Source organism: Micromonospora sp. URMC 106, assembly GCF_051386395.1.
Classification (GTDB): Bacteria; Actinomycetota; Actinomycetes; order Mycobacteriales; family Micromonosporaceae; genus Micromonospora.
This window is the reverse complement of the sequence record NZ_JBPQTP010000058.1, coordinates 17,437-41,410: the sequence shown is the minus strand read 5'-3', so window position 1 is coordinate 41,410 and position 23,974 is coordinate 17,437. Positions and strand designations below refer to the sequence as shown.

At 75.0% G+C, this 23,974-nt stretch carries 24 protein-coding genes; 14 read left to right on the top strand and 10 right to left on the bottom strand.

The annotated features are described in order from the left end of the window. Nucleotides 1-97 precede the first annotated feature (97 nt). Entirely contained in the window at nt 98-844 is a 747-nt protein-coding gene (locus ACSNOB_RS18855; RefSeq protein ID WP_436687841.1) for a D-Ala-D-Ala carboxypeptidase family metallohydrolase, read from the bottom strand. 159 nt (nt 845-1,003) lie between these two features. On the opposite strand from ACSNOB_RS18855, the gene ACSNOB_RS18850 reads away from it, so the two are divergent. Both ACSNOB_RS18850 and ACSNOB_RS18845 read left to right on the top strand, forming a co-directional pair. Then, entirely contained in the window at nt 1,004-1,510 is a 507-nt protein-coding gene (locus tag ACSNOB_RS18850) for an HIT family protein (protein ID WP_436687843.1), read from the top strand. 206 nt (nt 1,511-1,716) lie between these two features. Then, complete coding sequence (locus tag ACSNOB_RS18845) at nt 1,717-2,775, top strand: aldo/keto reductase (RefSeq protein WP_436687840.1); 1,059 nt, start codon at nt 1,717-1,719, stop codon at nt 2,773-2,775. 125 nt (nt 2,776-2,900) lie between these two features. On the opposite strand, the gene ACSNOB_RS18840 is transcribed toward ACSNOB_RS18845, so the two are convergent. Continuing rightward, nucleotides 2,901-5,063 carry an elongation factor G-like protein EF-G2 gene (locus ACSNOB_RS18840; RefSeq protein ID WP_393109703.1) on the bottom strand — a complete coding sequence of 721 codons (2,163 nt, stop codon included), beginning with the start codon at nt 5,061-5,063 and terminating at the stop codon, nt 2,901-2,903. Nucleotides 5,064-5,317: 254 nt separating this feature from the next. On the opposite strand from ACSNOB_RS18840, the gene pgsA reads away from it, so the two are divergent. From pgsA to pdxT, 6 genes are all read left to right on the top strand, one after another. Then, entirely contained in the window at nt 5,318-5,950 is a 633-nt protein-coding gene (pgsA, locus tag ACSNOB_RS18835; RefSeq protein ID WP_436687839.1) for a phosphatidylinositol phosphate synthase, read from the top strand. A gap of 43 nt (nt 5,951-5,993) precedes the next feature. Next, nucleotides 5,994-6,926, top strand: coding sequence for a phosphatidylinositol mannoside acyltransferase (locus tag ACSNOB_RS18830; RefSeq protein ID WP_436687838.1), 933 nt, complete (start codon nt 5,994-5,996; stop codon nt 6,924-6,926). Nucleotides 6,927-6,941: 15 nt separating this feature from the next. Beyond that, the gene (locus ACSNOB_RS18825) at nt 6,942-8,102 is read left to right on the top strand and encodes a glycosyltransferase family 4 protein (RefSeq protein WP_393109709.1); all 1,161 of its coding nucleotides are present in this window, start codon (nt 6,942-6,944) and stop codon (nt 8,100-8,102) included. A 2-nt stretch (nt 8,103-8,104) separates the two neighbouring features. Beyond that, entirely contained in the window at nt 8,105-8,608 is a 504-nt protein-coding gene (locus ACSNOB_RS18820) for a hypothetical protein (protein WP_393109973.1), read from the top strand. A 187-nt stretch (nt 8,609-8,795) separates the two neighbouring features. Beyond that, on the top strand, nt 8,796-9,713 hold the full coding sequence (pdxS, locus tag ACSNOB_RS18815; RefSeq protein ID WP_436687837.1) for a pyridoxal 5'-phosphate synthase lyase subunit PdxS: 918 nt from the start codon (nt 8,796-8,798) through the stop codon (nt 9,711-9,713). A gap of 73 nt (nt 9,714-9,786) precedes the next feature. Next, nucleotides 9,787-10,395, top strand: coding sequence for a pyridoxal 5'-phosphate synthase glutaminase subunit PdxT (gene pdxT / locus ACSNOB_RS18810; protein ID WP_436687836.1), 609 nt, complete (start codon nt 9,787-9,789; stop codon nt 10,393-10,395). 39 nt (nt 10,396-10,434) lie between these two features. On the opposite strand, the gene ACSNOB_RS18805 is transcribed toward pdxT, so the two are convergent. After that, nucleotides 10,435-11,286: an MmyB family transcriptional regulator gene (locus tag ACSNOB_RS18805; protein WP_436687835.1), complete on the bottom strand. Its 852-nt coding sequence runs from the start codon at nt 11,284-11,286 to the stop codon at nt 10,435-10,437. A gap of 104 nt (nt 11,287-11,390) precedes the next feature. Here ACSNOB_RS18805 and ACSNOB_RS18800 point away from each other — a divergent pair, with 104 nt between their 5' ends. The 5 genes from ACSNOB_RS18800 (at nt 11,391) to ACSNOB_RS18780 (ending at nt 15,590) form a co-directional block, all read left to right on the top strand. Further along, nucleotides 11,391-12,053, top strand: coding sequence for an NADPH-dependent FMN reductase (locus ACSNOB_RS18800; protein ID WP_436687834.1), 663 nt, complete (start codon nt 11,391-11,393; stop codon nt 12,051-12,053). Beyond that, on the top strand, nt 12,050-12,352 hold the full coding sequence (locus ACSNOB_RS18795; protein ID WP_436687833.1) for a hypothetical protein: 303 nt from the start codon (nt 12,050-12,052) through the stop codon (nt 12,350-12,352). Before ACSNOB_RS18800 ends, ACSNOB_RS18795 begins: the two co-directional genes overlap by 4 nt. Before the next feature lie 233 nt (nt 12,353-12,585). After that, entirely contained in the window at nt 12,586-13,335 is a 750-nt protein-coding gene (locus ACSNOB_RS18790) for a YebC/PmpR family DNA-binding transcriptional regulator (protein WP_393109715.1), read from the top strand. Between the two features lie 391 nt (nt 13,336-13,726). Continuing rightward, complete coding sequence (locus ACSNOB_RS18785; protein ID WP_436687832.1) at nt 13,727-14,818, top strand: hypothetical protein; 1,092 nt, start codon at nt 13,727-13,729, stop codon at nt 14,816-14,818. A 109-nt stretch (nt 14,819-14,927) separates the two neighbouring features. Further along, complete coding sequence (locus ACSNOB_RS18780; RefSeq protein ID WP_436687831.1) at nt 14,928-15,590, top strand: DUF402 domain-containing protein; 663 nt, start codon at nt 14,928-14,930, stop codon at nt 15,588-15,590. 15 nt (nt 15,591-15,605) lie between these two features. Here the strand turns inward: ACSNOB_RS18780 and ACSNOB_RS18775 are convergent, their stop codons facing one another. Then, on the bottom strand, nt 15,606-17,054 hold the full coding sequence (locus ACSNOB_RS18775) for a nitroreductase family protein (RefSeq protein ID WP_436687830.1): 1,449 nt from the start codon (nt 17,052-17,054) through the stop codon (nt 15,606-15,608). 212 nt (nt 17,055-17,266) lie between these two features. Further along, nucleotides 17,267-18,058: a shikimate dehydrogenase family protein gene (locus tag ACSNOB_RS18770; protein ID WP_436687829.1), complete on the bottom strand. Its 792-nt coding sequence runs from the start codon at nt 18,056-18,058 to the stop codon at nt 17,267-17,269. A 346-nt stretch (nt 18,059-18,404) separates the two neighbouring features. On the opposite strand from ACSNOB_RS18770, the gene ACSNOB_RS18765 reads away from it, so the two are divergent. Then, on the top strand, nt 18,405-19,208 hold the full coding sequence (locus tag ACSNOB_RS18765; protein ID WP_393109726.1) for an SGNH/GDSL hydrolase family protein: 804 nt from the start codon (nt 18,405-18,407) through the stop codon (nt 19,206-19,208). A gap of 250 nt (nt 19,209-19,458) precedes the next feature. On the opposite strand, the gene ACSNOB_RS18760 is transcribed toward ACSNOB_RS18765, so the two are convergent. The 5 genes from ACSNOB_RS18760 to ACSNOB_RS18740 all read right to left on the bottom strand — a co-directional run bounded on the left by ACSNOB_RS18760 (nt 19,459) and on the right by ACSNOB_RS18740 (nt 23,966). After that, nucleotides 19,459-20,520, bottom strand: coding sequence for an ABC transporter permease (locus tag ACSNOB_RS18760; RefSeq protein WP_436687828.1), 1,062 nt, complete (start codon nt 20,518-20,520; stop codon nt 19,459-19,461). Continuing rightward, nucleotides 20,517-21,410 carry an ABC transporter ATP-binding protein gene (locus tag ACSNOB_RS18755; RefSeq protein ID WP_436687827.1) on the bottom strand — a complete coding sequence of 298 codons (894 nt, stop codon included), beginning with the start codon at nt 21,408-21,410 and terminating at the stop codon, nt 20,517-20,519. The genes ACSNOB_RS18760 and ACSNOB_RS18755 overlap by 4 nt, the downstream gene beginning before the upstream one ends. An 81-nt stretch (nt 21,411-21,491) precedes the next feature. Next, nucleotides 21,492-22,265: a response regulator gene (locus tag ACSNOB_RS18750; protein WP_436687826.1), complete on the bottom strand. Its 774-nt coding sequence runs from the start codon at nt 22,263-22,265 to the stop codon at nt 21,492-21,494. After that, complete coding sequence (locus ACSNOB_RS18745) at nt 22,262-23,545, bottom strand: sensor histidine kinase (RefSeq protein ID WP_436687842.1); 1,284 nt, start codon at nt 23,543-23,545, stop codon at nt 22,262-22,264. The genes ACSNOB_RS18750 and ACSNOB_RS18745 overlap by 4 nt, the downstream gene beginning before the upstream one ends. Before the next feature lie 13 nt (nt 23,546-23,558). Next, nucleotides 23,559-23,966 (bottom strand): hypothetical protein, encoded by a 408-nt coding sequence (locus tag ACSNOB_RS18740; protein WP_436687825.1) that lies wholly within the window; start codon nt 23,964-23,966, stop codon nt 23,559-23,561. Nucleotides 23,967-23,974 lie beyond the last annotated feature (8 nt).

Genomic DNA, 23,974 nt, shown 5'->3' with positions numbered 1-23,974 from the left:
CCCCCCCCCCCCCCCCCCCCCCCCCCCCCCCCCCCCCCCCCCCCCCCCCCCCCCCCCCCCCCCCCCCCCCCCCCCCGGGCCCGGTCGGCCGGTGTGGTCAGATCCCGCAGGTCGGGGCGGACCAGGACCGGCTCGGCGTGTTGCCCAGGTGGGTGTGGTCGTTGTGCCCCGGGTAGCCGGGGCCGAGGATGTTGCTGAAGCCGTGGTACCGGGCCTGCTGGGCGAGCCGGCACAGTGAGTGCGACCCGACGAGGTCGACCCCGTCGCCGTAGAGGTGCCGGCTGTTGGCGGCCCCGCCGACCGCGTTGTTGCAGGCGTAGCTGCGGAATCCGCTGCTGATCTGGAGCAACTGGTCGCCCATGGCGTGCCGCATGGCCTGGAGCTTCCACATCGACACCCGCGCGTTGAAGCGGGCGGTGGTGGCCGACACCGCGCCGCCGGACCAGTCGCTGTTGCACCTGTTCCACTCGGCGTAGCTGAAGTTGACCGGGGTGCAGTCGTCGTCCTGGAGCGCGTAGATCTTGTTGAAGGTCAGCGGGCCGGCGACGCCGTCGGCGCCCAGCCCGTACGCCTGCTGGAAGCGGATGACGGCGGACCGGGTGGCGGGGCCGAACACCCCGTCGAGGCCGAGCACCGTGCCGTAGTCGGGGTAGCCGGAGACCCGGATCTGGAGTTGCCGGACGTCCTCGCCGGACATCCCCTGGGACAGGGTGCGTCCCCAGGTGTAGCAGCCGTCGGCGTGGGCCGCGCCGGCGGTGAGGGTGACGCCGACCACGGTCGTGGCGGCGGTCAGCACGAGCGCCGCGAGAATCCTGCCGAGCCGTCGGATCACGAGAGCCTCCATCGGTGTATGGAAGTAGTTCGATGGATGGAAGTTTCAGTGTTGGCGTTCGTTTCGTCAACAACTTCCGGCCACGGGTTCCCGGCGGCGGGCCTCGCCGGTCGTCGGGCGGGTCCGTAGGATCGGCGTGTGACAGGGGCGGAACGGCACACGGACAGCGGCATGGCCGACGGCCTGGAGCGGCTCTGGACGCCGCACCGGATGACCTACATCTCGGGCGGGGACCGCCCGAAGGACGGCCACGAGAGCGGCTGCCCGTTCTGCCTGGCCCCGGGACTGCCGGCGGCGGAGAGCCTGGTCGTCGCGCGCGGCGCGCACGTCTTCGTCGTGCTCAACCTCTACCCCTACAACCCGGGCCACCTGCTGGTCTGCCCCTACCGGCACGTCGCCGACTACACCGACCTCGACGGGCCGGAGACCGCCGAGCTGGCGTCGTTCACCCAGACCGCCATGCGGGTGATCCGCAAGGTCAGCAACGCCCACGGGTTCAACCTCGGCATGAACCAGGGCGGGGTGGCCGGGGCGGGCATCGCCGCCCACCTGCACCAGCACGTCGTGCCCCGCTGGGGCGGGGACGCCAACTTCATGCCCGTCATCGGCCGCACCAAGGTGCTGCCGCAGCTGCTCGGCGACACCCGGGAGCTGCTCGCCCGCGCCTGGCCCGCCTGACCGTCCGGCCCCGCTCGGCCGGTGTCCGCCTGGCCGCCGGGCCCCTGCGCTCCGGGCCCTCCGGGCCCTCCGGGCCCTCGGCGCGATCCGTGCGGCGTGGGCTGCCCGGCGCGGGCCGTGTCGCCGGGCACCGGCCGGCGGCCCGCCGCCCGCCGACGGCGCGGGCTTCGGCCCCCCGCGCGTGCCGGAGGTGGCACGATGCGTCGATGGCAGTCAGCACGCGGACGTTGGGCCGCAGCGGCGTCGAGGTCAGCGCCCTCGGCATGGGATGTTGGGCGATCGGCGGCCCGTGGTCCGCGGGCACCCAGCCGCTGGGCTGGGGCGCCGTCGACGACGAGGAGTCGGTCCGGGCGGTCCGGCGCGCGCTGGATCTCGGCGTCACCCTCTTCGACACCGCCGACACGTACGGGGCGGGGCACTCCGAGCGGATCCTGGGCCGGGCGCTCGCCGGCCGGCGGGACGAGGCGGTGATCGCCACCAAGTGGGGCTACACCTTCGACGAGGCGACCCGACAGGCCACCGGCGAGGACGCCTCCCCGGCGCACCTGCGGCGGGCGGTGCGGGACTCGCTGCGCCGGCTGGGCACCGACCGGATCGACCTCTACCAGCTGCACCTGGCCGACCTGCCGGTGCCCCGGGCCGAGGCGCTGGTCGGCACGCTCGAAGAGCTGGTCGGCGACGGCCTGGTCCGGGCGTACGGCTGGAGCACCGACCGCCCCGACCGGGCCGCCGCGTTCGGTCAGGGCGCCCCGCACGCCACCGCCGCGCAGCACGCCCTGTCGGTGCTCCGGGACGCCCCCGAGATGCTCGCCGTCTGCGACAAGTACGACCTGGCCAGCGTCGTCCGGGGACCGCTCGGGATGGGCCTGCTCACCGGCAAGTACACGGCCTCCTCCACGTTGCCCCGCGACGACCTGCGCGGGGCCGCGCCGGGCTGGCTGGAGTGGTTCCGCGGCGGGCGGCCGGCACCGGAGTGGCTGCGCCGGGTCGCCGCCGTGCGCGCGGCGCTGACCGCGGACGGGCGCACCCTGGCCCAGGGCGCGTTGGGCTGGATCTGGACGCGCAGCGGCCGTACCGTCCCGATCCCCGGCTGCCGCACCGTCGCCCAGGTCGAGGAGAACGCCGCCGCCCTGCGCTGGGGTCCGCTGCCGCCGGACCAGTTCGCCGAGGTGGAACGCCAGCTCGCCGCCCTCCGCGCGGCGGCGCTGCGGTCGGCCGACCGCCCCTACTGGCCCAGCCCCACACTCCCGGCCATCCACCCGTGACCCCGCCGCCCGGCGTCCGCCAGCTCCTACGGTCGAGGGGCCGGACCGCCGGGCGGGGGCGCGACCCCGACCCGGTCCGCGACCGCACCGCCGGGAACGGGCGCGGCCTCGCGTGGGGGCGTGGGTCAGGGGTGGGGAGTGTGTTCCTTGCGGATCTGCTCGGCCAGGTGGGCGGGCATCGGGTCGTAGCGGACGAAGCGGCGGCGGAACGTGCCCGTGCCCGACGTCATGGAGCGCAGCTCGACCGCGTAGCGGAGCAGTTCCGTGGCGGGCACCTCGGCGCGGACCAGGGTGCGCCCCTCGGCGTCGGTGTCCGGCTCGGTGCCGAGCACCCGGCCGCGCCGCCCGGACAGGTCGCCCATCACCGCGCCGACGGCCGAGTCGGGCACCCGAATCACCACCTCGTCCACGGGCTCCAGCAGCGCCGGCTGGCCCTTCTCCGCGGCGTCGCGCAGCGCCAGCGCGCCGGCGGTCTGGAAGGCCGCGTCGGAGGAGTCGACGCTGTGCGCCTTGCCGTCGAAGAGCGTCACCCGCAGGTCCACCACCGGGTGACCGGCGACCAGGCCGCGCTCCATCTGGGCGCGGACGCCCTTCTCCACCGAGGGGATGTAGTTGTGCGGCACCGCCCCGCCGACCACCCGGTCGACGAACTCGAAGCCGCCGCCGGGCGGCAGGGGCTCGACCTCGATGTCGCAGACCGCGTACTGGCCGTGGCCGCCGGACTGCTTCACGTGCCGGCCGTGCCCCTTGGCCGCGACGGTCAGCGTCTCGCGCAGCGCGACCCGGACCGGCTCGGTGTCCAGTTCCACCCCGCCCGCGCGCAACCGCTCCAACACCACGTCGGCGTGCGCCTCGCCCATGCACCAGAGCACCAGCTGGTGGGTCTCCGGGTTGCGTTCCAGCCGCATGGTCGGGTCGCCCGCGACGAGGCGCGCCAGGTTGCGGGCGAGGGCGTCCTCGTCGGCGCGACTGCGGGCCACCACGGCGACCGGCAGCAGCGGCTCGGGCATCTCCCAGGGGGCGACCAGCAGCGGGTCGTCCTTGGCCGAGATGGTGTCGCCGGTCTCCGCGCTGCCCGACTTGGTGAGCGCGCAGATGTCGCCGGCCACGCAGGCGCCCACCTCGCGCAGGCTCGCGCCCAGCGGGGAGTAGATGTGCCCCACCCGCTCGTCGGCGTCGTGGTCGGGGTGGCCGCGCTCGGCCATGCCGTGCCCGGAGACGTGCACGGTCTGCTCGGGGCGCAGGGTGCCGGAGAAGACCCGGACCAGCGAGACGCGCCCGACGTGCCGGTCGACGGTCGTCTTGACCACCTCGGCGACCAGCGGGCCGTCCGGGTCGCAGTCCAGCGGCGGGCGGGGGGAGCCGTCCACCCCGGCGACCGCCGGCAGCTCGTGCTCCAGCGGCGACGGGAAGCCGGCGGTGAGCACCTCCAGCAGCGCGTCCAGCCCGACGCCGGTCTCGGCGCAGACCGGCACCACCGGGTAGAAGTGGCCGCGGGCGACCGCCTTCTCCAGGTCGTCGACGAGCACGTCGGTGCCGATCTCCTCGCCGGCGAGGTAGCGGTCCATCAGGGACTCGTCCTCGCTCTCGGCGATGATGCCCTCGATCAGCTCGTTGCGGGACTCGACGATGGCGGGCAGGTGCTCCGGGTCCGGCTCGCGCACGTCGGCGGGCAGGCCGGCGGTGTAGTCGAAGACCCGGCGGGTGATCAGGCCGAGCAGGCCGACGGTGGAGACCCCGTCGTCGCCGAGCATCGGCAGGTAGAGGGGGAGCACGTTGTCGCCGAAGACCCGCTGGCAGAGCGCCACCGCCTCGTCGAAGTCGGCGCGCGGGTGGTCCAACCGGGAGACGGCGACGGCCCGGGGCATGTCGACCGCCGCGCACTCCTCCCACAGGGCGGCGGTGGCGGCGTCCATGCCGTCGACGGCGGAGACCACGAACAGCGCCGCGTCGGCCGCCCGCAGCCCCGCCCGCAACTCGCCCACGAAGTCGGCGTAGCCGGGCGTGTCGAGCAGGTTGACCTTGATCCCGTCGTGCAGCAGCGGCGCGCAGGCCAGGCTCACCGAGCGCTGCTGGCGTACGGCCGCCGGGTCGTGGTCGCAGACGGTGGTGCCGTCGGTGACGGTGCCGGCCCGGCCGATCGTGCCGGTCGCCGCGAGCAGCGCCTCGACCAGGGTCGTCTTGCCCGCTCCGGAGTGCCCGACGAGCACCACGTTGCGGATCCTGCCGGGCTCGGTCACCACCGGCGCGCCGCCGGCGACCCCCTTCTCCTGACTTTTCTGCGCCATGGGGCGCACCTCCCTCAGCCGGTGGTTGGTGGCGACCGCCGCGCGCGACGGGGAAGCGGCCCGAGCGGGTTCCGCGGCGATATCCTCCGGTGCTTCGCTGGGTTGCGGGTAATCAACGGGCGGGCGGGTGAGCTGGCTCACCTTCCCGGCTCGATCACACACCCGTTGCGGGGCCGGCACAAGACTCCGCCCTGCGCGCGTCGCCTGACCGGCCGTACCGGCGGTGGCGGGCGGACCGTTATCGTGGGACCGCCATGGCGAAGATCTTCCAAGTGACGGCCCGCGCGGGGATGACCCGCGTCGTCGAGCCGGTCGCACGCGGCCTGCTCCGAGCGGGCGTAACCCCCAACGCGGTCACCGTGGCGGGCACCCTCGGGGTGCTCGTCGGTGCGCTCGGCTTCGGTGCCCGCGGTCATCTGGTCGCCGGGGCCCTGATCGTGACCGTGTTCGCGCTCACCGACCTGCTCGACGGGACGATGGCCCGGATGAGCGGCGGCTCCACCCGGTTCGGCGCGTTCCTCGATTCGAGCATGGACCGGATCGCCGACAGCGCGGTCTTCGGCGCGGTGGCGTACTGGCTCGCCACCGAGCACGACCATTCGGGTGTCGCCGCCGCGCTGCTCTGCCTGGCCGCCGGCGGGCTGGTCTCCTACGTCAAGGCCCGCGCGGAGGGGCTCGGCATGACCTGCAACGTGGGCATCGCCGAGCGCACCGAGCGGCTGCTCATCGTCGGCGTCGGCGGGCTGCTCACCGGCGTCGGCGTCCGGCCCGCGCTGGAGATCGCGCTCTGGCTGCTCGCCGCCGTGTCGATCTTCACCGTCGGCCAGCGGATGGCGCACGTGTACCGCCAGGCCCAGCGGGTGCACACCCCGGGCGGACAGGGGTGAGCGCGACACGCGCGAGTCGGCCACGGCCGGAGGGCCGGCGCCGGTGAACCTCACCGAACTCGGCTACGTCGCCGGGTGGCGCGTGATCCGCGCGTTGCCCCGGCCCGTCGTGGCCGCGGCGTTCCGCGCGGGCGCCGACCGCGCCCACCGCCGCGGCGGCGGGGGTACGGCCCGACTGCGCGCGAACCTGCGCCGGGTCGTCGGCCCCGACCTGCCGGAGGCCGAACTCGACGAGCTGGTCCGCCGCGGCCTGCGCTCGTACGCCCGGTACTGGATGGAGGCGTTCCGGCTGCCCTCGCTCAGCCGGGCGGAGATCCTGGCCGGCTTCCGGCTCGACGGCGAGGAGCTGCTCGCGGCCGACGTGGCCGCCGGCCGGGGCGCGGTGGTGGCGCTGCCGCACGCCGGCAACTGGGACGCCGCCGGCGCCTGGGTCGCGGCGACCGGCTGGCCGATCACCACCGTTGCCGAGCGGCTCAAGCCCGAGGGGGTCTACCAGCGGTTCCTGGCCTTCCGGCGGAGCCTGGGCATGGAGATCCTGCCCACCCACGGCGGCGACCGGCCCGCGTTCGACGTGCTGGTCGACCGGGTCCGGGCCGGCACGGTGGTGCCCCTGCTGGCCGACCGGGACCTCTCGGCCCGGGGGGTGGAGGTCGACTTCTTCGGCGGCCGGACCCGGATGCCGCCCGGGCCCGCCCTGCTCGCGCTGCGCACCGGGGCGCCCCTCTACGTCGCCTCGATGTGGTACGAGGCGGACACGGCCCGCGCCTCGATCGAGGGCCCGCTGCCGCTGCCCGGCCCCGAGGAGGGCCCGCTCGACCGGCGGGTCCGGTCGCTGACCCAGCGGGTCGCCGACGGTCTGGCGGCGGGCATCGCCCGGCATCCGGAAGACTGGCACATGCTGCAGCGGATGTGGCTGGACCAACGCGGCACGGGTGACGGCGCTACCGTGCCCTCCCCGGCCGCCGACGAGGCGTAAGGGAGGCGTTGCGGCGTGCGCATCGGCATCGTGTGCCCGTACTCCTTCGACGTGCCCGGCGGCGTGCAGAACCACGTCATGGACCTCGCCGAGGCGCTGATCGGCCTCGGGCACGAGGTGAGCGTGCTCGCCCCGGCCGACGAGGACTCCCCGCTGCCGCCGTACGTGGTGCCGGCGGGACGGGCGGTGCCGCTGCCGTACAACGGCTCGGTGGCCCGGATCGCCTTCGGCCCGGTCTCCACCGCCCGGGTGCGGCGGTGGATCATCCGGGGCGAGTTCGACGTGCTGCACGTGCACGAGCCGCTGACCCTGAGCCTGTCGCTGCTGGCGGTGCTCTCCGCCCGGGGCCCGGTGGTGGCCACCTTCCACACGGCGATGACCCGGTCGCGGGCGCTGGCCGCCGCGCAGGGCGTGCTCCAGATCGTGCTGGAGCGGATCACCGCCCGGATCGCGGTCAGCGCGCTGGCGCGCAAGGTGCAGGTCGAGCACATGGACGGCGGCGCGGTGGAGATCCCCAACGGGGTGGCCGTCGCGAAGTTCAGCCACGCGGCGCCGCTGCCCGGCTGGCCGGGGGAGTGCCTGCCCGGGCGGGGCGGGGCGATCGGCTTCCTGGGCCGCTTCACCGAGGCCCGCAAGGGCTTCCCCATCCTGCGCGACGCCTTCGTCGAGCTGGCCCGGCAGCGTCCCGGCCTGCGGCTGCTGGTGGCCGGCCCGGGCGACCCGGACGACCTGTACGGCCGGTTCCCGGTCGAGCTGCGCGACCAGGTGACCTTCCTCGGGCTGGTCAGCGAGGAGGACAAGGCGCGGATGCTGCGCAGCGTTCACCTGTACGTCGCGCCGAACACCGGCGGGGAGTCCTTCGGCATGATCCTCACCGAGGCGCTCGCGGCGGGCACCACCGTGGTGGCCAGCGACCTCGACGCGTTCCGCCGCGTGCTCGACGGGGGCCGGGCCGGCCGGCTCTTCCCGACCGGGGACCCGGCCGCGCTGCGTACCGCCCTGGCCGACCTGCTCGACGACCCCGCCGGCCGGGCCGCGCTGACCGCCTGCGGCGACCAGGTGGTGGCGACCTTCGACTGGCCGGTGGTCGCCCGCCGGGTCCTCGAGGTGTACGCGGCGGCGATCGAGGCCACCGACGGGCGGGTCATGGACACCGAATGGGTGGGGCTGGACTGACGATGTCGGGCATGTGGTGGGTGGTGGTCGCGGCCCTGGTCGTCGGGCTGGTCGCGGCGTACCTCGTCTGGACCGCCGGCCGGGTCGACCGGCTGCACGCCCGGGCGGAGCTGGCCGCCCGGGCGCTGGACGCCCACCTGCTGCGCCGGGCGGCGGCCGCCGCGGTCCTGGCCGAGCGGCGCTACGGCGTCGAGCTGTACGCGGCGGCGCGGATCGCGCTGGACGCCGGGCCGGACGAGCGGGAGGCCGCCGAGAACGACCTCACCCGCCAGTTGCGTGCCGTGGAGCTGGACCCGGCCGACCCGGACTGCGAGGCCGTGATCGCCGCCAGCCGGCGGCTCGCCCTGGCCCGCCAGGTGCACACCGACCTGGTCCGCGACGCCCGCGCGGCGCGTGGGCGTCCGCTGGTGCGGCTGTTGCGGATGGGACGCCGCCGGCCGTGGCCGCGCTACTTCGACATCGACGACCCCACCCTCACCGTCCCGGCCGACGTCCCGGCCGGCTGACGGGCGCGAAACCGGACAGAGCGCCCAATCGGGACGTGGCGCGCGGCCGGTGCGCCCCGCGGCATCGGGGTGGTGATGGCTGCCACAGGGCAGGCCACCGTGGGTCTGATTGGCTGTCGGTCGGGCGTTGGGGGCCGTCGTAGCATTTCCGCAGCCACCCCCCGAGCACGTTGAGGAGCGATAGCCCGTGCCCGAAACCACTGCCCAGAACGCCACCGCCAGCCCCGTCACCGGCACCGCCCGCGTGAAGCGCGGCATGGCCGAGATGCTCAAGGGCGGCGTGATCATGGACGTGGTCAACGCCGAGCAGGCCAAGATCGCCGAGGACGCCGGCGCCGTCGCGGTGATGGCGCTCGAGCGGGTGCCCGCCGACATCCGCGCCCAGGGCGGGGTGTCCCGGATGAGCGACCCCGACATGATCGACGGCATCATCAACGCCGTCTCCATCCCGGTGATGGCCAAGGCCCGGATCGGTCACTTCGTGGAGGCCCAGATCCTCCAGTCGCTCGGCGTCGACTACGTCGACGAGTCCGAGGTGCTGACCCCGGCCGACTACGCCAACCACATCGACAAGTGGGCCTTCACCGTCCCCTTCGTGTGCGGGGCGACCAACCTCGGCGAGGCCCTGCGCCGGATCACCGAGGGCGCGGCCATGATCCGCTCCAAGGGTGAGGCCGGCACCGGCGACGTCTCCAACGCCACCACCCACATGCGCCGGATCCGCCAGGAGATCCGCCGGCTGGGCTCGCTGCCCGAGGACGAGCTGTACGTGGCCGCCAAGGAGCTCCAGGCGCCGTACGAGCTGGTCAAGGAGGTTGCCGAGAACGGCAAGCTGCCGGTGGTGCTGTTCACCGCCGGTGGCATCGCCACCCCGGCCGACGCCGCGATGATGATGCAGCTCGGCGCCGAGGGCGTCTTCGTCGGCTCCGGCATCTTCAAGTCCGGCAACCCGGCGCAGCGGGCCGCGGCCATCGTCAAGGCCACCACCTTCCACGACGACCCGGACGTGCTGGCCAAGGTCTCCCGGGGCCTGGGCGAGGCGATGGTCGGCATCAACGTCGACGACATCCCGCAGCCGCACCGCCTGGCCGAGCGCGGCTGGTGACGTGCGGGGAAGGGCCCGTCCCGGACGCCGGAGGCAGCGGAAGGGCCTTTCGCCACCAGGAGAGGAGCGGCAGATGAGCGACGCACCCGTGATCGGCGTGCTCGCCCTCCAGGGTGACGTGCGCGAGCACGTCGCCGCCCTCGCCGCGGCGGGCGCGGACGCCCGCCCGGTGCGCCGTCCGCAGGAGCTGGACGCGGTCGACGGGCTGGTCGTTCCCGGCGGCGAGTCCACCACGATCAGCAAGCTCGCCGACATCTTCGAGATGCGCGAGCCGATCGACAAGCGGATCGCCGGCGGGATGCCGGTCTACGGCTCCTGCGCCGGCATGATCATGCTGGCCGCCGAGGTCCTCGACGGCCGGCCCGACCAGCGCGGCTTCGCCGGCATCGAGATGACCGTGCGGCGCAACGCGTTCGGCCGGCAGGTCGACTCGTTCGAGGCGCCGGTGGGGATCACCGGCGTCGAGGGCGGTCCGTTCCACGCGGTGTTCATCCGGGCGCCGTGGGTGGAGCGGGTCGGCGCCGGCGTCGAGGTGCTCGGCACGGTGACCGAGGGCCCGACCGCCGGGCGGATCGTGGCGGTCCGGCAGGGCAACCTGCTGGCCACCTCGTTCCACCCCGAGCTGACGGGCGACACGCGGGTGCACGCGTACTTCGTGGCGATGGTCCGGGCGTCCCGCTGAGCGGCGGCGACGGGTTCTCCGACCGGAGGGCCCGTCTGCTCAGCCGGCCACCGACCGCAGGTGCCCGGGCAGGCGACCCTGTAGCCGGTCCAACCCGGCCGCCGTCGCCGCGTCGGCGGGCAGGTGGACGATGAGACGTTGGTGGTCGCTGTCGGCGAACTCCAGCGTCTCGTAGGTCAGCCGCAGCAGCCCCACCTCCGGGTGCCGCAGCCCCCGCACGCCGGTGACCGGCGCGGCCACCGGCCGCCGCTGCCACCGCTGCGTGAACGGCACGCCGACCGTGCGGGCGAGCCGTTCGGCGAAGTCGTCGGTGGCGCGGTCGCCCTGGCGCAGCCGGTGCAGCTCGGCGACCTGGTGGTCGGCCAGCCGCGCCCAGTCGGAAAAGTGGTCGCGGGCGCGCTCGTCGGTCAGCACGAACCACACCAGGTTGGGGCGGTGACCGTCGAGCAGGCCCAGGGGACGGGCCAGCCGGTCGAAGGCATCGTTCCAGGCCAGCACGTCGCCGAGCCGGTTGAGCACGTACGCGGGGGAGTCCCGCAGCGCGTCGAGCACCGCGCGGACGGTCGGGCGGACGCCGCGGGACACCGCCGGCCGCTCGCCGGGGCACAGACCACGGCTGTGGTTGGCCGCCGCGAGCTGCCGCAGGTGCTCGCGGTCGGCGTCGTCGAGCAGCAGGGCGTCGGCGAGCGCGGCGAGGATCTCGGGCGACGGGCGGGTGTCGCGGCCCTGTTCCAGGCGGGTCAGGTACTCGACGCTGACCTGCGCGATCGTCGCCAGTTCGGCCCGGCGCAGCCCGGGTGTGCGCCGCCGGACGCCGGTGGCGAGGCCGACCTGCGCCGGCTGCACGGCCTCCCGGCGGCTGCGCAGGAACGCGCCCAACTCTCCGTCCATCACCGGGTCAGTCTGACAGCGGCCCGCGGACGGTGGGTGGCCCTGCCGGGGCCACCCTCGCGGCGGCCTCCCCACGCCGGCGAACCGGCCGCAGGCTCATCGGCATGGACAACGCACAGACAGCAGGGCCGGTTCGCATCGGCCTGATCGTGGGAAGCACCCGTCCCGGCCGGCGTGGGGCGGCGGTCGCCGGATGGGCCGGGGAGGTGGCGGCGGGGCACGAGGCGGTGCGCGCGGGCACCGCCGTCGTCGAGGTGCTGGACCTGGCGGAGCAGGCCCTGCCGCTGCTCGACGAGCCGGTGCCGGCGATGTTCGGCGACTACCGCAACCCGCACACCCGTCGCTGGTCCGCCGCGGTCGCGGCCTGCGACGCGTTCGTGTTCGTGACGCCGGAGTACAACCACTCCGTTCCGGCCGCGCTGAAGAACGCCATCGACTACCTCCACCCGGAGTGGAACGGCAAGCCGGCCGGGGTGCTCAGCTACGGCGTGCAGGGCGGCACCCGGGCCGGCGAGCACCTGCGGCAGATCCTGGCCGAGGTGCGGGCGGTGGTCGTGCCCACGGCGGCCGCCCTGACCGTCTTCACCGACTTCGACTTCTCCGGGGCGGATCCCGGCGACCCGACGGCACCGGGGCGGATCGCGCCGGCCGCCGAGCGGGCGGAGGCGCTGTCGGCGATGCTGACGGAGATCGTCACCCGGGCGCGCGCGCCGCGCTCCGACGACGACCTGGTCACGGCGGGCGGCAGCCCGGAGCGGATGGGATGAGCATGGAGACGATCCTGATCAACTACCGCGTCCGGGCCGAGCACCTGTCGGAGCACCTGCGCCTGCTCCGGGCCGTCCACGAGGAGGTGGCCCGGACCCGGCCGGCCGGGCTGCGGTACGTGACGCTCCAGCTCGACGACGAGCGGAGCTTCGTGGACATCGCCATGGCGCCCGAGCTGCCGGGGCCGCTGCCAGGGCTCGAGTCGTTCCGGCGCTACCGGCCCGGCCTGGAGGACCGGTGCGAACAGCGGTCCACGGCCGGGTTCACCGTGCTGGGGTCGTACGGCTTCGGGGCCTGACCCGCGCCGGCGCCTTCGCCCCGTCTGCCCTGGTCCGGGCGGGCGGGGCGGGGCGGCGACGCGCCGCGCGTGACAGTCGCGGGCCGGACGTCGGTAGGATTGCCGAGATTCGGCAGGGCCATCTGCCCGTCACGGCTTCCACCAGGGCTGACCGGCACCACCGCGTGCGCCGGCGGGAGCGGGGCGTGCGCGGTGCGGTCGAAGCAGACGGCGGGTAGCAACGGAGGTAACAGATGTCCGGCCACTCAAAGTGGGCGACGACCAAGCACAAGAAGGCGGTCATCGACGCCAAGCGCGGCAAGATGTTCGCCAAGCTGATCAAGAACGTCGAGGTCGCGGCCCGGACCGGCGGCGGTGACCCCGCCGGAAACCCGACGCTCTACGACGCCATCCAGAAGGCCAAGAAGAACTCGGTCCCCAACGACAACATCGACCGCGCGGTCAAGCGCGGCTCGGGCCTGGAGGCCGGCGGCGCCGACTACCAGACGATCATGTATGAGGGCTACGGCCCGAACGGCGTCGCGCTGCTCATCGAGTGCCTGACCGACAACCGCAACCGCGCGGCGACCGAGGTGCGCACCGCGCTGACCCGCAACGGCGGGTCGTTCGCCGACGCCGGCTCGGTGTCGTACATGTTCTCCCGCAAGGGCGTGGTGATCGTCCCCAAGGCCGGGACTACCGAGGACGACGTGATGATGGCGGTCCTCGACGCCGGCGCCGAGGAGGTCAACGACCTCGGTGAGGCGTTCGAGGTGGTCTCCGAGCCGACCGACCTGATCGCGGTGCGCACCGCGCTGCAGGACGCCGGCATCGAGTACGAGTCGGCCGAGTCGTCGCTGATCCCGAGCGTCAACGTCCCCCTCGACGAGGAGGGCGCGCGCAAGGTCTTCAAGCTGATCGACGTCCTGGAGGACTGCGACGACGTGCAGAACGTCTACGCGAACTTCGACGTCTCCGACGAGGTGATGGAGGCCGTCGGCTGACGCCTGGTGCCCGCCGCCGACCTCGCCGGGTAGCGACCTGGCGAGGTCCGGCGCGGGCCGGGCCCGCTGCCCCGCGCGTGGCCACCGCGCTGACGTCGGGGTGTTCGTCCGTTCGGACCTGAATTCCGGACGTTTGTTCGGTCCCGCGTGTTTTATGGTTGATCGCCCGGACTCCCGCCGTTCGGTACGTTCACCTAAGATCCTCCGCTGTTCGATCTTCTTTGAGCAACGGAGAGACATGCGCAGGACCCTCACCGCCGCGGCTGTCGCCCTGGCGATTCCCGTCCTGGCTGGCGCGGTCGTTTCGCCCGCCGCGACGGCGGGCGCGATGGCGACCCCGGGCCGCGGCCCGGCCTTCGGGACGTCGCGTCCGGCAGTGGCGTCACCGGACATGCCGGCGACGGTGTACGGCGGCGCGTGGCCCTCCGGCCACGTGCAGGGAGTGGCGGTCGACTGGAGCCGTGGCCACGTCTACTGGTCCTTCACGAACCTCCTGGTCAAGACGGATCTCGACGGCAGGGTCGTGGGGACGGTGACCGGCCTGACCGGCCATCTCGGCGACCTGGACCTCAACCCGGAGGACGGCCGCGTCTACGGCTCGCTGGAATACAAGGCGGAGCGGGCCTTCTACATCGCCATCTTCGACGTCACCCGGATCACCCGGACCGGGATGGACGCCGAGAAGGACGGGGTGATGACCACCGTCCACCTGAACGAGGTCGTCGAGGACTTCACGGCGGACCTGGACGGCGACGGCGTCTTCGACGGCGACACCGCGCAGACCGCCGACCACCGGTACGGCGCCAGCGGCATCGACGGGATCTCGTTCGGGCCGGCGCTGGGCAGCTCCGGCGGGCGGAACGTGCTGATGGTCGCCTACGGCATCTACCCGAACACCACGCGTACCGACAACGACCACCAGGTGCTGCTCGCCTACGACGTGCGGCGGTGGAGCCTCCTCGCCCGCCCGCTCAACCAGACCGCGCCGCACCGGAGCGGGCCCGGGCAGCCGTACGCCAAGGTCTTCGTCCGGACCGGGAACACCACCTTCGGCGTGCAGAACCTGGAGTACGACCGGCACACCCGCCGGTGGCTGATGGCGGTCTACCGGGGCAGCAAGCCGGAGTTCCCGAACTGGACGCTCTACGCGATCGACGGCACCGTCGCGCCGCAGACCGGTGTGCTCACCGGCCAGCCGGACGGCGCGACCGGGCGGATCGTCCCGCTGGCCCCGGCCGGGCTGACCCATCAGGCCACCGGGATCCGCGGCTGGGAGGGGCCGGGCAGCTTCGGTCTGGAGGCGCTCGGCGACGGGCGGTTCTACGTGGTCGCCAGCGGGACGACCACGGTGGACGGTCAGCGGCGACAGACCGGCACCGCCGTCCTCCAGCGGTGGACGGAGGCGTCGCCGAACCCCTTCGCCGCCCCCGGACCCGCCGTCGCGGGGCGCCGGCCCGCGGCGCGTACGGCGGCCTCCCGCTGACGTTCCGGCCGCCGGCGCAGACGTGGCGAGGGCGGTCGAGCCGGCCGTGCGGACACCCCGGGGTGCCGCAATCCCGGGCGGCGATGCCGGCGGCCGATAGGTTGGCGGAGTGGATCGTCCGGGTCGGGTGGAGCAGGACGGTGGACGGGTCGGGGTGGGGCGCCGCTTCAGCCCCGGCGACGTGGTCGTCCGGCGCGAGGTCCTGCACGGCGAGGTGTGGTTCGGCTGCCCGACCGTCTGCGTCGAGGACTCGCCCGACCGGCTGGTGCTCTACCTGCCGCCGGGCGCGGAGTTCGGCTTCCCGGAGGCCGGGCGGTTTCCGTGCGGCCGGCACCCGTGGCAGGTCGCCGGGCACCGGGCGTGGACCGGGCACGGCAAGCTGATGCTGCACCGCCCGGGCGAGGCGCACTCCGTGGACGTCTTCTGGACCGGTCCGGAGCGCGCCTTCGCCGGGTGGTACTTCAACCTCCAGGAGCCGTTCCGGCGTACCCCGATCGGAGTGGACACCCTGGACCACGAGCTGGACCTGTGGTGGCCGGCCGGCGCGGACCGCTACGTCTGGAAGGACGTGGAGATGCTCGCCCAGCGCCTCGAAGAGGGGCGTTATCCGGGGATGGCCGACGCGATCCGCGCCGAGGGCGACCGGATCGCGGCCCTGCTCGACGCGGGGGAGCGCTGGTGGGACGAGTCGTGGGCGTCCTGGCGGCCGGACCCGGCCTGGCCGGTGCCGGGCCTGCCCGCCGGCTGGGACAGCGTCCCCCCGGCCCGCTGACCCGGCGGTGCCCCGTCAGGACCCGCCGAGGCGGGGCATGACCGGGCGGACCGCCACCGGGCTGCCCGGCCGGCCGCCGGCACGCGACGCGTACTCCGGGACGCCCACGCAGGTGAAGAGCAGCGCCGCGAGGTCGTCCGGCTCGCCGAGCAGGCCCGGGACCTCGGAGTCGAGGAAGGTCATCCCGGAGGCCCCGGCGCCCAGGGCGTACGCCGCCAGGTGCAGCCGGCCCTCGACCAGCCCGGCGGCGAGCTGGGCGTCGCGGTAGCCACGGTCGTCGAGCGTCGACAGCGGCGCGGCCGCGACGACCACGTACGCCGCGTCGCCGGCGAGGGACTGGTCCAGGCAGACCCGCAGCAGCTCGCCGCGCAGGTCCGCCGCCCGCAGCGGACCCGACAGGTCGGGCCACCGGTAGAGACCGGGCGCCACGTCGTCGACGCCGTGGACGGCCACCCAGTGCGGCACCCGCACCCCGCGCAGTGCGGCGGCCAGGGGCCACTCCAGCAGGGCACGCGGCAGCGTCCGGGACCGGTCCATGCGGCGCTGCGAACCGCGCCGGCGCACCACCTCGTCGAGCGGGTCGGACGGCGGGAACTCCGCCAGCGCCGGCGCCTCCGGCCAGGGCTCGCCGAGCGTGTCCCGCTCGCCCGCGCGCTGCGCGGCGGTGCACAGTGGCAGCTCGACCGGCGGCAGCTCGCCCGGGGTCGCCGGGCCGGTGGGACCGATCGCCGGCTCGCCGTCGCCGAGGGAGAGCAGGGCGAGCGGGTACTCGTGCACCCCGTCCGCGCCGACCAGGTCGCGCACCGCGGCGTCCGGGAACAACGTGCGCAGCCGGGGCGCGAGGCCGGCGCTCGCGGCCGCCGCCGACAGTTGGGACAGCAGCGTCCCGGCGTCCCAGTAGAGGTGCCGCCAGCCGCGCTCGGCGTACCGCCATCCCGTCCGCCACGGCACGCCCGTGACCACGAGCGTCGTCGCCGCTCCGGTGGCGGCGGGGGCGACCCGGACGAGCGCGTGCCGCGCCGGGTCGTACCAGTGCACCCCGTCCGGGACGCCCGCGACGCCGCGGGTGCTCGCGTAGACCTCCAGCGGGAACCGCGCCCCGGCCGACCCGGCGGCGCGGTAGAGGAACGGCCGCCCGTGGCGCTCGGCGGTGCGGACGACGCCCGCGCCGAGGAAGAGCACCCGGCCGAGCTGCGCCGCGTCGAGGGGCTGCGCCGCGCCCGCGACGCCCGCGAGCACGGCGGTGGCGGGAACTCCCGGAGCGGGCAGGTCGCGCGGCAGGGCGAGCACGGTCAGGCCGTCCGGGTAGCCCTTGATCTGCGGGGGCAGCGTCGCGGGGTCGTTCGGGACGAGGTCGCGGCGGATCCGCGGGTCGTCCACGGGCACGTCCCAGTCGCGGTTCGGCACGTACGACGTCAGCCGGTGCAGCAGCCCGGCGCCGGAGTCGAGGTCCACACCGGTCATCCTGCCAGTCGTCGCGGCGACGGGCGCGGTCGCGGCGACGCTCCGCTGTCCGTGCGTCACCCCACGGGCGAAGTGGCGGGCCGTCCGACGGAGATGGTGGCGCGATGCCGATCGGCTGGCCGCCCGCGCATCGACGTCATCGCTCGGCGATCGCAGGAGGGACGCACCGCCGTGCGGACGCGCGCCTCGCCGTGCTGCCGCGGTGGCTCCCGTCAGAGCCCGAAGAATTCGAGGTAGGAGTCGATCTGGTGGGCGAGCATCGGCTCGCCGGGATGCGCCCGCAGGTCGCGCCGGCGGGCCTCGGCCAGCAACGCCGTCTCCGCCGGGGTCATGATGATGTCGGCGACGACGGCGTCCGCCGGCAGGTCGGCGACCGGGAACGGCAGCGGGTCGTCGGGGCGCAGCCCGAGAGGCGTCGCGTTGACCGCGAGGTCGGCGTCGGCCAGTCGCGGTCGCGCCGCGGCGGTGACCCGGCCCGGGTACGCGGCGCACAGCCGCCGCCGCAGCGTCTCCAACCGGCCCGGGTCGGTGTCGGCCAGTCGTAGTTCGGCCACGCCGGCGTCGAGCAGGGCGACGGCGATCGCGCTGCCCGCCCCGCCCGCGCCCACCACGCACACCCGGCGGCCCCCGGGGTGGTGACCGGCGCCCGCCAGCCCTCGCACGAACCCGTCGCCGTCGAACGTGTCCGCGGTCCAGGTCCCGTCGGGCTCGCGCCGCAGGGCGTTGGCGCTGCCGGCCAGGCGGGCGCGGTCGCTGGCCCGGTCCGCGAGGGCCAGCGCGGTGGCCTTGTGCGGCACGGTGACCAGCATCCCGTGCAGGTTGGCCACGCGTTGCAGTCCGCGTACGACCCGGGTGAGGTCGGCCGGTGCGACGTGGACCGGGACGAGCACCGCGTCGGCGCCGCGCCGGGCCAGCACCGGGTTGAGCAGGCCGGGGGCCCGCACCTGCGCGATCGGGTCGCCGAGCAGCGCGTACACCCGGGTGGCGCCGCCTATCTCCGCCATGCCGCCCCCTCCGGGTCGTGACCCGCGCCGAGCCGCCCGTCCGTCGGGGCCGCGCCGACGCTATCGCGGGCCCGGGTGCGCGACCCCGCCGGGTCCGTGGCCGTCCACGATCCCCACCGGTCCCGCCGGGCTCGGAACCGTCCACGATCCCCGCGCCCCACCGGGGACGCAACCCCGCCGGGGCCCGTTCCCGACCCGGATGCCGGGGGCGGGCGGACGCGCCCGCGTGGGTGCCCGACCCGGAAACCGTTGCCGGTACCCCTAAGATCATCGCAAGGATCTTTCGCCGGGAAATATTTAGTGATATCAATCTCGCACTCGATCCCTCTCACCCCCGGAGTGCGACGTGCGGAGAACCCGCTTCGTGACCCTCGCCCTGAGCCTGGCTACGGCTCTCGGCGCCAGTTTCGCCCTGGCCGGCCCCGCCCAGGCAGCCCCGACCGACCGTTACGTCGCCCTCGGCGACTCCTACGCCTCGGGCGTGGGCGCCGGCAGTTACACCAGCGAGAGCGGCTCCTGCCAGCGCAGCACCAACGCCTACCCCGCGTTGTACGCCGCCAACGTCAAGCCCGCCTCGTACCGCTCGGTGGCCTGCTCCGGCGCCACCACGACCAGCGTGATCAACACCCAGCTCTCCGCGCTCAGCTCCACCACGAGCCTGGTCAGCGTCACGGTCGGCGGCAACGACGTCGGCTTCGCCAACATCATGACCACCTGCGTGCTCAAGGGCACCACCGAGTGCGTCGCCGCGGTGCAGGCCGCCGAGGACAAGGCCCGCGCGCAGCTCCCCGGCCTGCTGCGCAACGTCTACAACGGAATCAAGACGCGGGCGCCGAACGCCCGGGTGGTGGTCGTCGGATACCCGGTCTTCTACCAGCTCGGCACCGTCTGCGTCGGGCTGAGCGCCACCTCGCGCGCCAAGATCAACGAGGGCATCAACCTGGTGGACGACATCACCCGCAGCGCGGCCACCTCGGCCGGCTTCACCTTCGCCGACGTGCGTTCGGCGTTCGTCGGGCACCAGCTGTGCAGCTACGGCGAGAAGTGGCTGCACGCCCTCAACTACGTCAACCTCGGCGTCTCCTACCACCCGACCGCGGCCGGCCAGTCCGGCGGCTACTACCCGGTCTTCCGCAACGCCGCCGACTGACCCCGACCACGCGCCACCGCCTGGCACCCCTGGCTGTTCCGTCAGCCGGCGCGCGGGTGGCGGTGCACGTCGTCGGCCCGTCCCCGCCCGATCCCTGCGGGGCGGGGACCGGCCGGGCGCGGCGGCCCGGCACGCGGTGAGCGTGCCGGGCCGTTCCGCCGGCCCTCTCCGCCACCGGGGCGACCGGCAGACCACCACGTCGGCCCCGTCGGGCGCGGCACGCGTCGGCGGCGCCCCGCGACACGGCCGCTCAGCCCACGGTCTCCCGCGTCCGCCACGCGGCGCGCACCGAGGTGCGGCCGTTGGTGCGCAGCAGCGAACCCTCGTACACCCGGGCGCCGGCCGCGACGAACGCGGCGGCGGCGACCAGCAGCAGGGCCAGCGACACCAGCGGCTCCCAGCCGGCCGCGTCCCCGGTGAACAGTCGCAGCGGCATCGCCGTCGGCGCGGAGAACGGCAGGTAGGACAGCACCCGCATGGCGGTCGCGTTGTCGTTCAGGAAGATCACCGCGAAGAACGGCAACATGACCGCGAACTGCACCGGCGTCGACACGCCGGCGATGTCCTCCTGGCGGTTGACCAGCGCCCCGGCCGCCGCCCACATCGCCGCCACCAGCAGGAAGCCGAGCAGGAAGAAGGGCACGAACCAGCCGATCGCCGGGGCCAGCAGCGACAGCAGCCCGCCGCTGCCGCCCAACTGCACGCCGGCCACCGTGACCAGGGCGATCAGCCCGATCTGCCCGAGCGCCAGCACCGTGCCGGCCACCAGCTTGCCGGCCAGCAGGGCCCGGACCGGCACGGCGGCGACCAGGATCTCCACGATCCGGGTCTGCTTCTCCTCCACCACCGACTGCGAGATCTGGAGGCCGAAGGTCTGCGAGGTGATGAAGAAGACGAACGCGAAGGCGAACGGCACCAGGAAGGCCACCACCGGATCCACCGCGTCCGGGTCCAGCAGCCGGACCGGCGGCTGCGTGCTCAGCGCCGCCACCACGTCGTCGGGGGCCTCGTCCATGGCCAGCACCGCCGGCCCGGAGACGACCGCGGCGTCCACGTCGCCGTCGCGTACGGCCTGCTCGGCGGCGCGGTCGTCGGGCACCGAGCGCACCTGAAGCCCCGCCTCGCGCAGCGGGCCGGCCGCCGCCTCGGTCACCGCCACGCTCGACGAGCCGCCGGCCAGCAGCGGCGGCAGGATGGTCGCCGCGGCGGCGATCAGCAGGAAGAACAGGGTGCTGAACAGGAACGTGCGGTCGCGCAGCTTGACCCGGATCTCCCGGGCGGCGACCAGGCGGGTGGCCTGCGTGGTGTTCACTGGGCGACCTCTCGGAAGATCTCGGTGAGGGACGGGCTGACCGGACGGAACGCGCGGACCGGGCCGCGGGCCAGCGCCGCGTGCAGCACCGGCTGCTCGTCGGCGCCGGGCGCCAGGTCGAACACGGCGCGGGCGCCGTCCAGGTCGACCAGGGTCACCCCGGGCTGGTCCCGCAGCCAGCCGGCGTCGGTCTCCACCACCAGCTCGAACCGGGGCACCGTGTACGTCGCGCGCAGCCGCTCCCGGCTGCCGGCGGCGCGGATCACGCCGCCCGCGATGATCACCAGGTCGTCGCAGAGCCGCTCGACGACGTCCAACTGGTGGCTGGAGAAGAGCACCGGCACGCCCGTGGCGGCCCGCTCCCGCAGGACCGCCACGACCGTGTCCACGGCCAGCGGGTCGAGGCCGGAGAACGGCTCGTCGAGCACCAGCACCTCGGGGTCGTGGACCAGCGCGGCGGCGATCTGCGCGCGCTGCTGGTTGCCCAGCGACAGCGTCTCCAGCAGGTCGCCGCCGCGTTGGGCGAGCCCGACCCGCTCCAGCAGGGCGTCCGCGCTGCGTCCCGCCGCGGCGGCCGTCATGCCGTGCAGCCGGCCCAGGTAGGTCACCTGCTCCCGGACGCTCATCTTCGGGTAGAGGCCGCGTTCCTCCGGCATGTAGCCGAAGCGTCGGCGGACCTCCCGGGTCAGCGGCGCGCCCTGCCAGCTCACCTCGCCGGCGTCCGGGGCGAGCACCCCGAGGATGATCCGCATGGAGGTGGTCTTGCCGGCGCCGTTGCCGCCGACGAAGCCGGTCATCCGGCCGGCCGCCACGTCGAAGGACACGTTCTGGAGCACCCGACGGTCGCCGAAGCTGCGGTCGACGCCGTCGAGACGGAGCACATTCGTCACGCGGCCCACGCTAGATCGCCAACCGCCCGCCGCCGTCCGCCGGCAGGTTGAGCCGGCAGGTCCCCCGCGCGGTGGAGACGGTCACCCGCCGGGGCGCACCACCCCGTGCTCGTACGCGAAGACCACCGCCTGCACCCGGTCGCGCAGGCCGAGCTTGGCCAGCACCCGGCTGACGTGCGTCTTCACCGTCGCCTCGCCCAGGTGCAGCTCGGCGGCGATCTCGGCGTTGCTGGCACCCCCGGCGACCAGCACCAGGACCTCCCGCTCGCGGGGCGTGAGGTCCCGCAGCGCCGCCTCGGGGGACGTCCTCGCGCCGACCGGTCCGGCGGACTCGCCGGGGCGGGCGAAGGTGGCGATGACCCGCCGGGTGAGTTCCGGGGCGAGCAGGCCGTCGCCCCGGGCGAGCACCCGGATCGCCTCGACCAGCGCCTCCGGGGTGCCGTTCTTGAGCAGGAAGCCGCTGGCCCCGGCGCGCAGCGCGGCGAACAGGTAGTCGTCCCGGTCGAAGGTGGTGAGGATCAGCACGGCCGGCCCGCCCGGCTCGTCCTGCTCGGCGGTGATCCGCCGGGTGGCCTCCAGCCCGTCGACGCCGGGCATCTCCACGTCCATCAGCACCACGTCCGGGCGCAGCGCCCGGGTCATGCTGACGGCACGTCCGCCGTCGGCGGCCTCCCCGACCACCTCGATGTCGTCCTCCACCTCGAGGATGACCCGGAAGCCGGTGCGGACCAGATGCTGGTCGTCGGCGAGCAGCACCCGCACCGGCCGGTCCGCGTCGGGCACCGCCGCGTCGGCGTCCGCGCCGGGCACCCCGTGCTCGGCGTGGACGCCGGGCATCCCGTGGCCGGCGCTCACGCCGGACGCCCCGCCGTCACCGGGAGCGGGAACCGGGCCCGCACCCGCCAGCCGCCGCCGGCCCGCGGGCCGACCTCCAGCGCGCCGCCGTGGGTGGCGACCCGCTCCCGCATCCCGACCAGGCCGAGCCCGTCGGCGTTCGCCGGGCGGGTGGCCCGTCCGTCATCGGTCACGTCGACCTCCACCTCGTGCGCCAGGTAGCGGATCCGCACGTCGAGCGCGGTCGCCCCGGCGGCGTGCTTGAGCGTGTTCGTCACGGCCTCCTGGACGACCCGGTACACGGCCTGGGAGACCGACTCCGGCAGCGGCGCGCGGTCCCCGTACACCCCCAGGGTGGCCCGCAGACCGGCCTCGCGGGCCCGGTCGACCACGGCCGTGACCCGGTCGATCGCGGCCGGCCCCGGCTGGTCCGCGCGGTCGGCGTCGTCGTCGCGGGCGCGGAGCACGCCCAGCATCCGGCGCAGCTCGTCGACCGCCGTGCGGGCCGTCTCCTCGATCGCGCCCAGTGCCGTGCGGGCCTTCGCCGGGTCCTTGTCGAGCACCCGGCGTGCGGCGGACGCCTGCACGCCCATCACCGACACGTGGTGGGCGACCACGTCGTGCAGCTCCCGGGCGATGCGGACCCGCTCGCCCACCACCGCGTGCTCGCGGACCTCGGCCTGCGAGCGACGCAGTTCCTCGGCCTGCGCCTGCACCTCGTGCTGGCGGCGGGCGGCCAGCCACGCGGTCTCGCCGAAGAGGTACGCGAACCCGAAGAAGATGCCGTTGACCAGCACTCCGCCGACGATCGAGGCGAGCAGCGGGGGCACCGGCCCGACCGCGCGGTCGAACGCGTCGGGCGGGATGTCGTCGATGGCGAGCGCGTAGGCGACGCCCAGCCAGACGAACATGGTGGCGATCACGCCGATCCGCAGCCGGCGGGCCAGCCGGCGGTCCGGCCCCCACGCGCCCAACGAGTAGATGGCGGCGAACAGCGCCCACTGCGCGAGTTGCGTCTCCGGGGCGGAGCGCGCCTGCGCGGCGATGAACGCGACCGAGACGACCAGGGTGGTGGTGGCGGGGAAGCGGCGTCGCCAGATCACCGGCAGGGTCACCGCGACGGTCCAGAAGACCTGCTCGGGCACGGACGGCGGCGGCCCCAGCATGAACGCCCCGGCGCTGCGGGCGAGGGTGAGGCTGACCAGCGCCAGGGCGGCCGTCGCCAGCCCGGCGTAGACGTCGAGCCGGCGCTGTTCCGGGGTCGGGCCCGGCCGCCGCCAGTCGTCGGTCACGGTGTTCACGCTGGTGAGGATCTCACCCCGGCGGTCGGCGCCGATCAGGAACCCGGCCGGGGCGACCCGGGCCACCCCGGCCGCGTCCACCCCTCGAGGGTCCGGTGGCGGTCCGGGCGAGGAGCTGGTCCAGCCGGCCCCGCTCGGCCGCCGCCCCGACCGGCCGGGTCCAGCCGACGAACCGGGCGAACAACTCGGCCGGGTCCGGCGGCCGGGGACGCAGCCGCAGCCAGTCACCGGCCGCCTCGTGCAGCAGCACGCAGAGGTAGACGGACAGGCCGACGGGGTCGTGGGCGTACTCCACGCGCAGCGCCAGCTTCGCCGGCTGGCAGGGCCAGGGCGCGGCGCAGACCCGGCACCGCCACGCCGGCCGGGCGGCGACGTGCCCACGCCGCCCGGCCGGCGGTACGCGATCCGCGCGCCTGTCCATGTCGACCT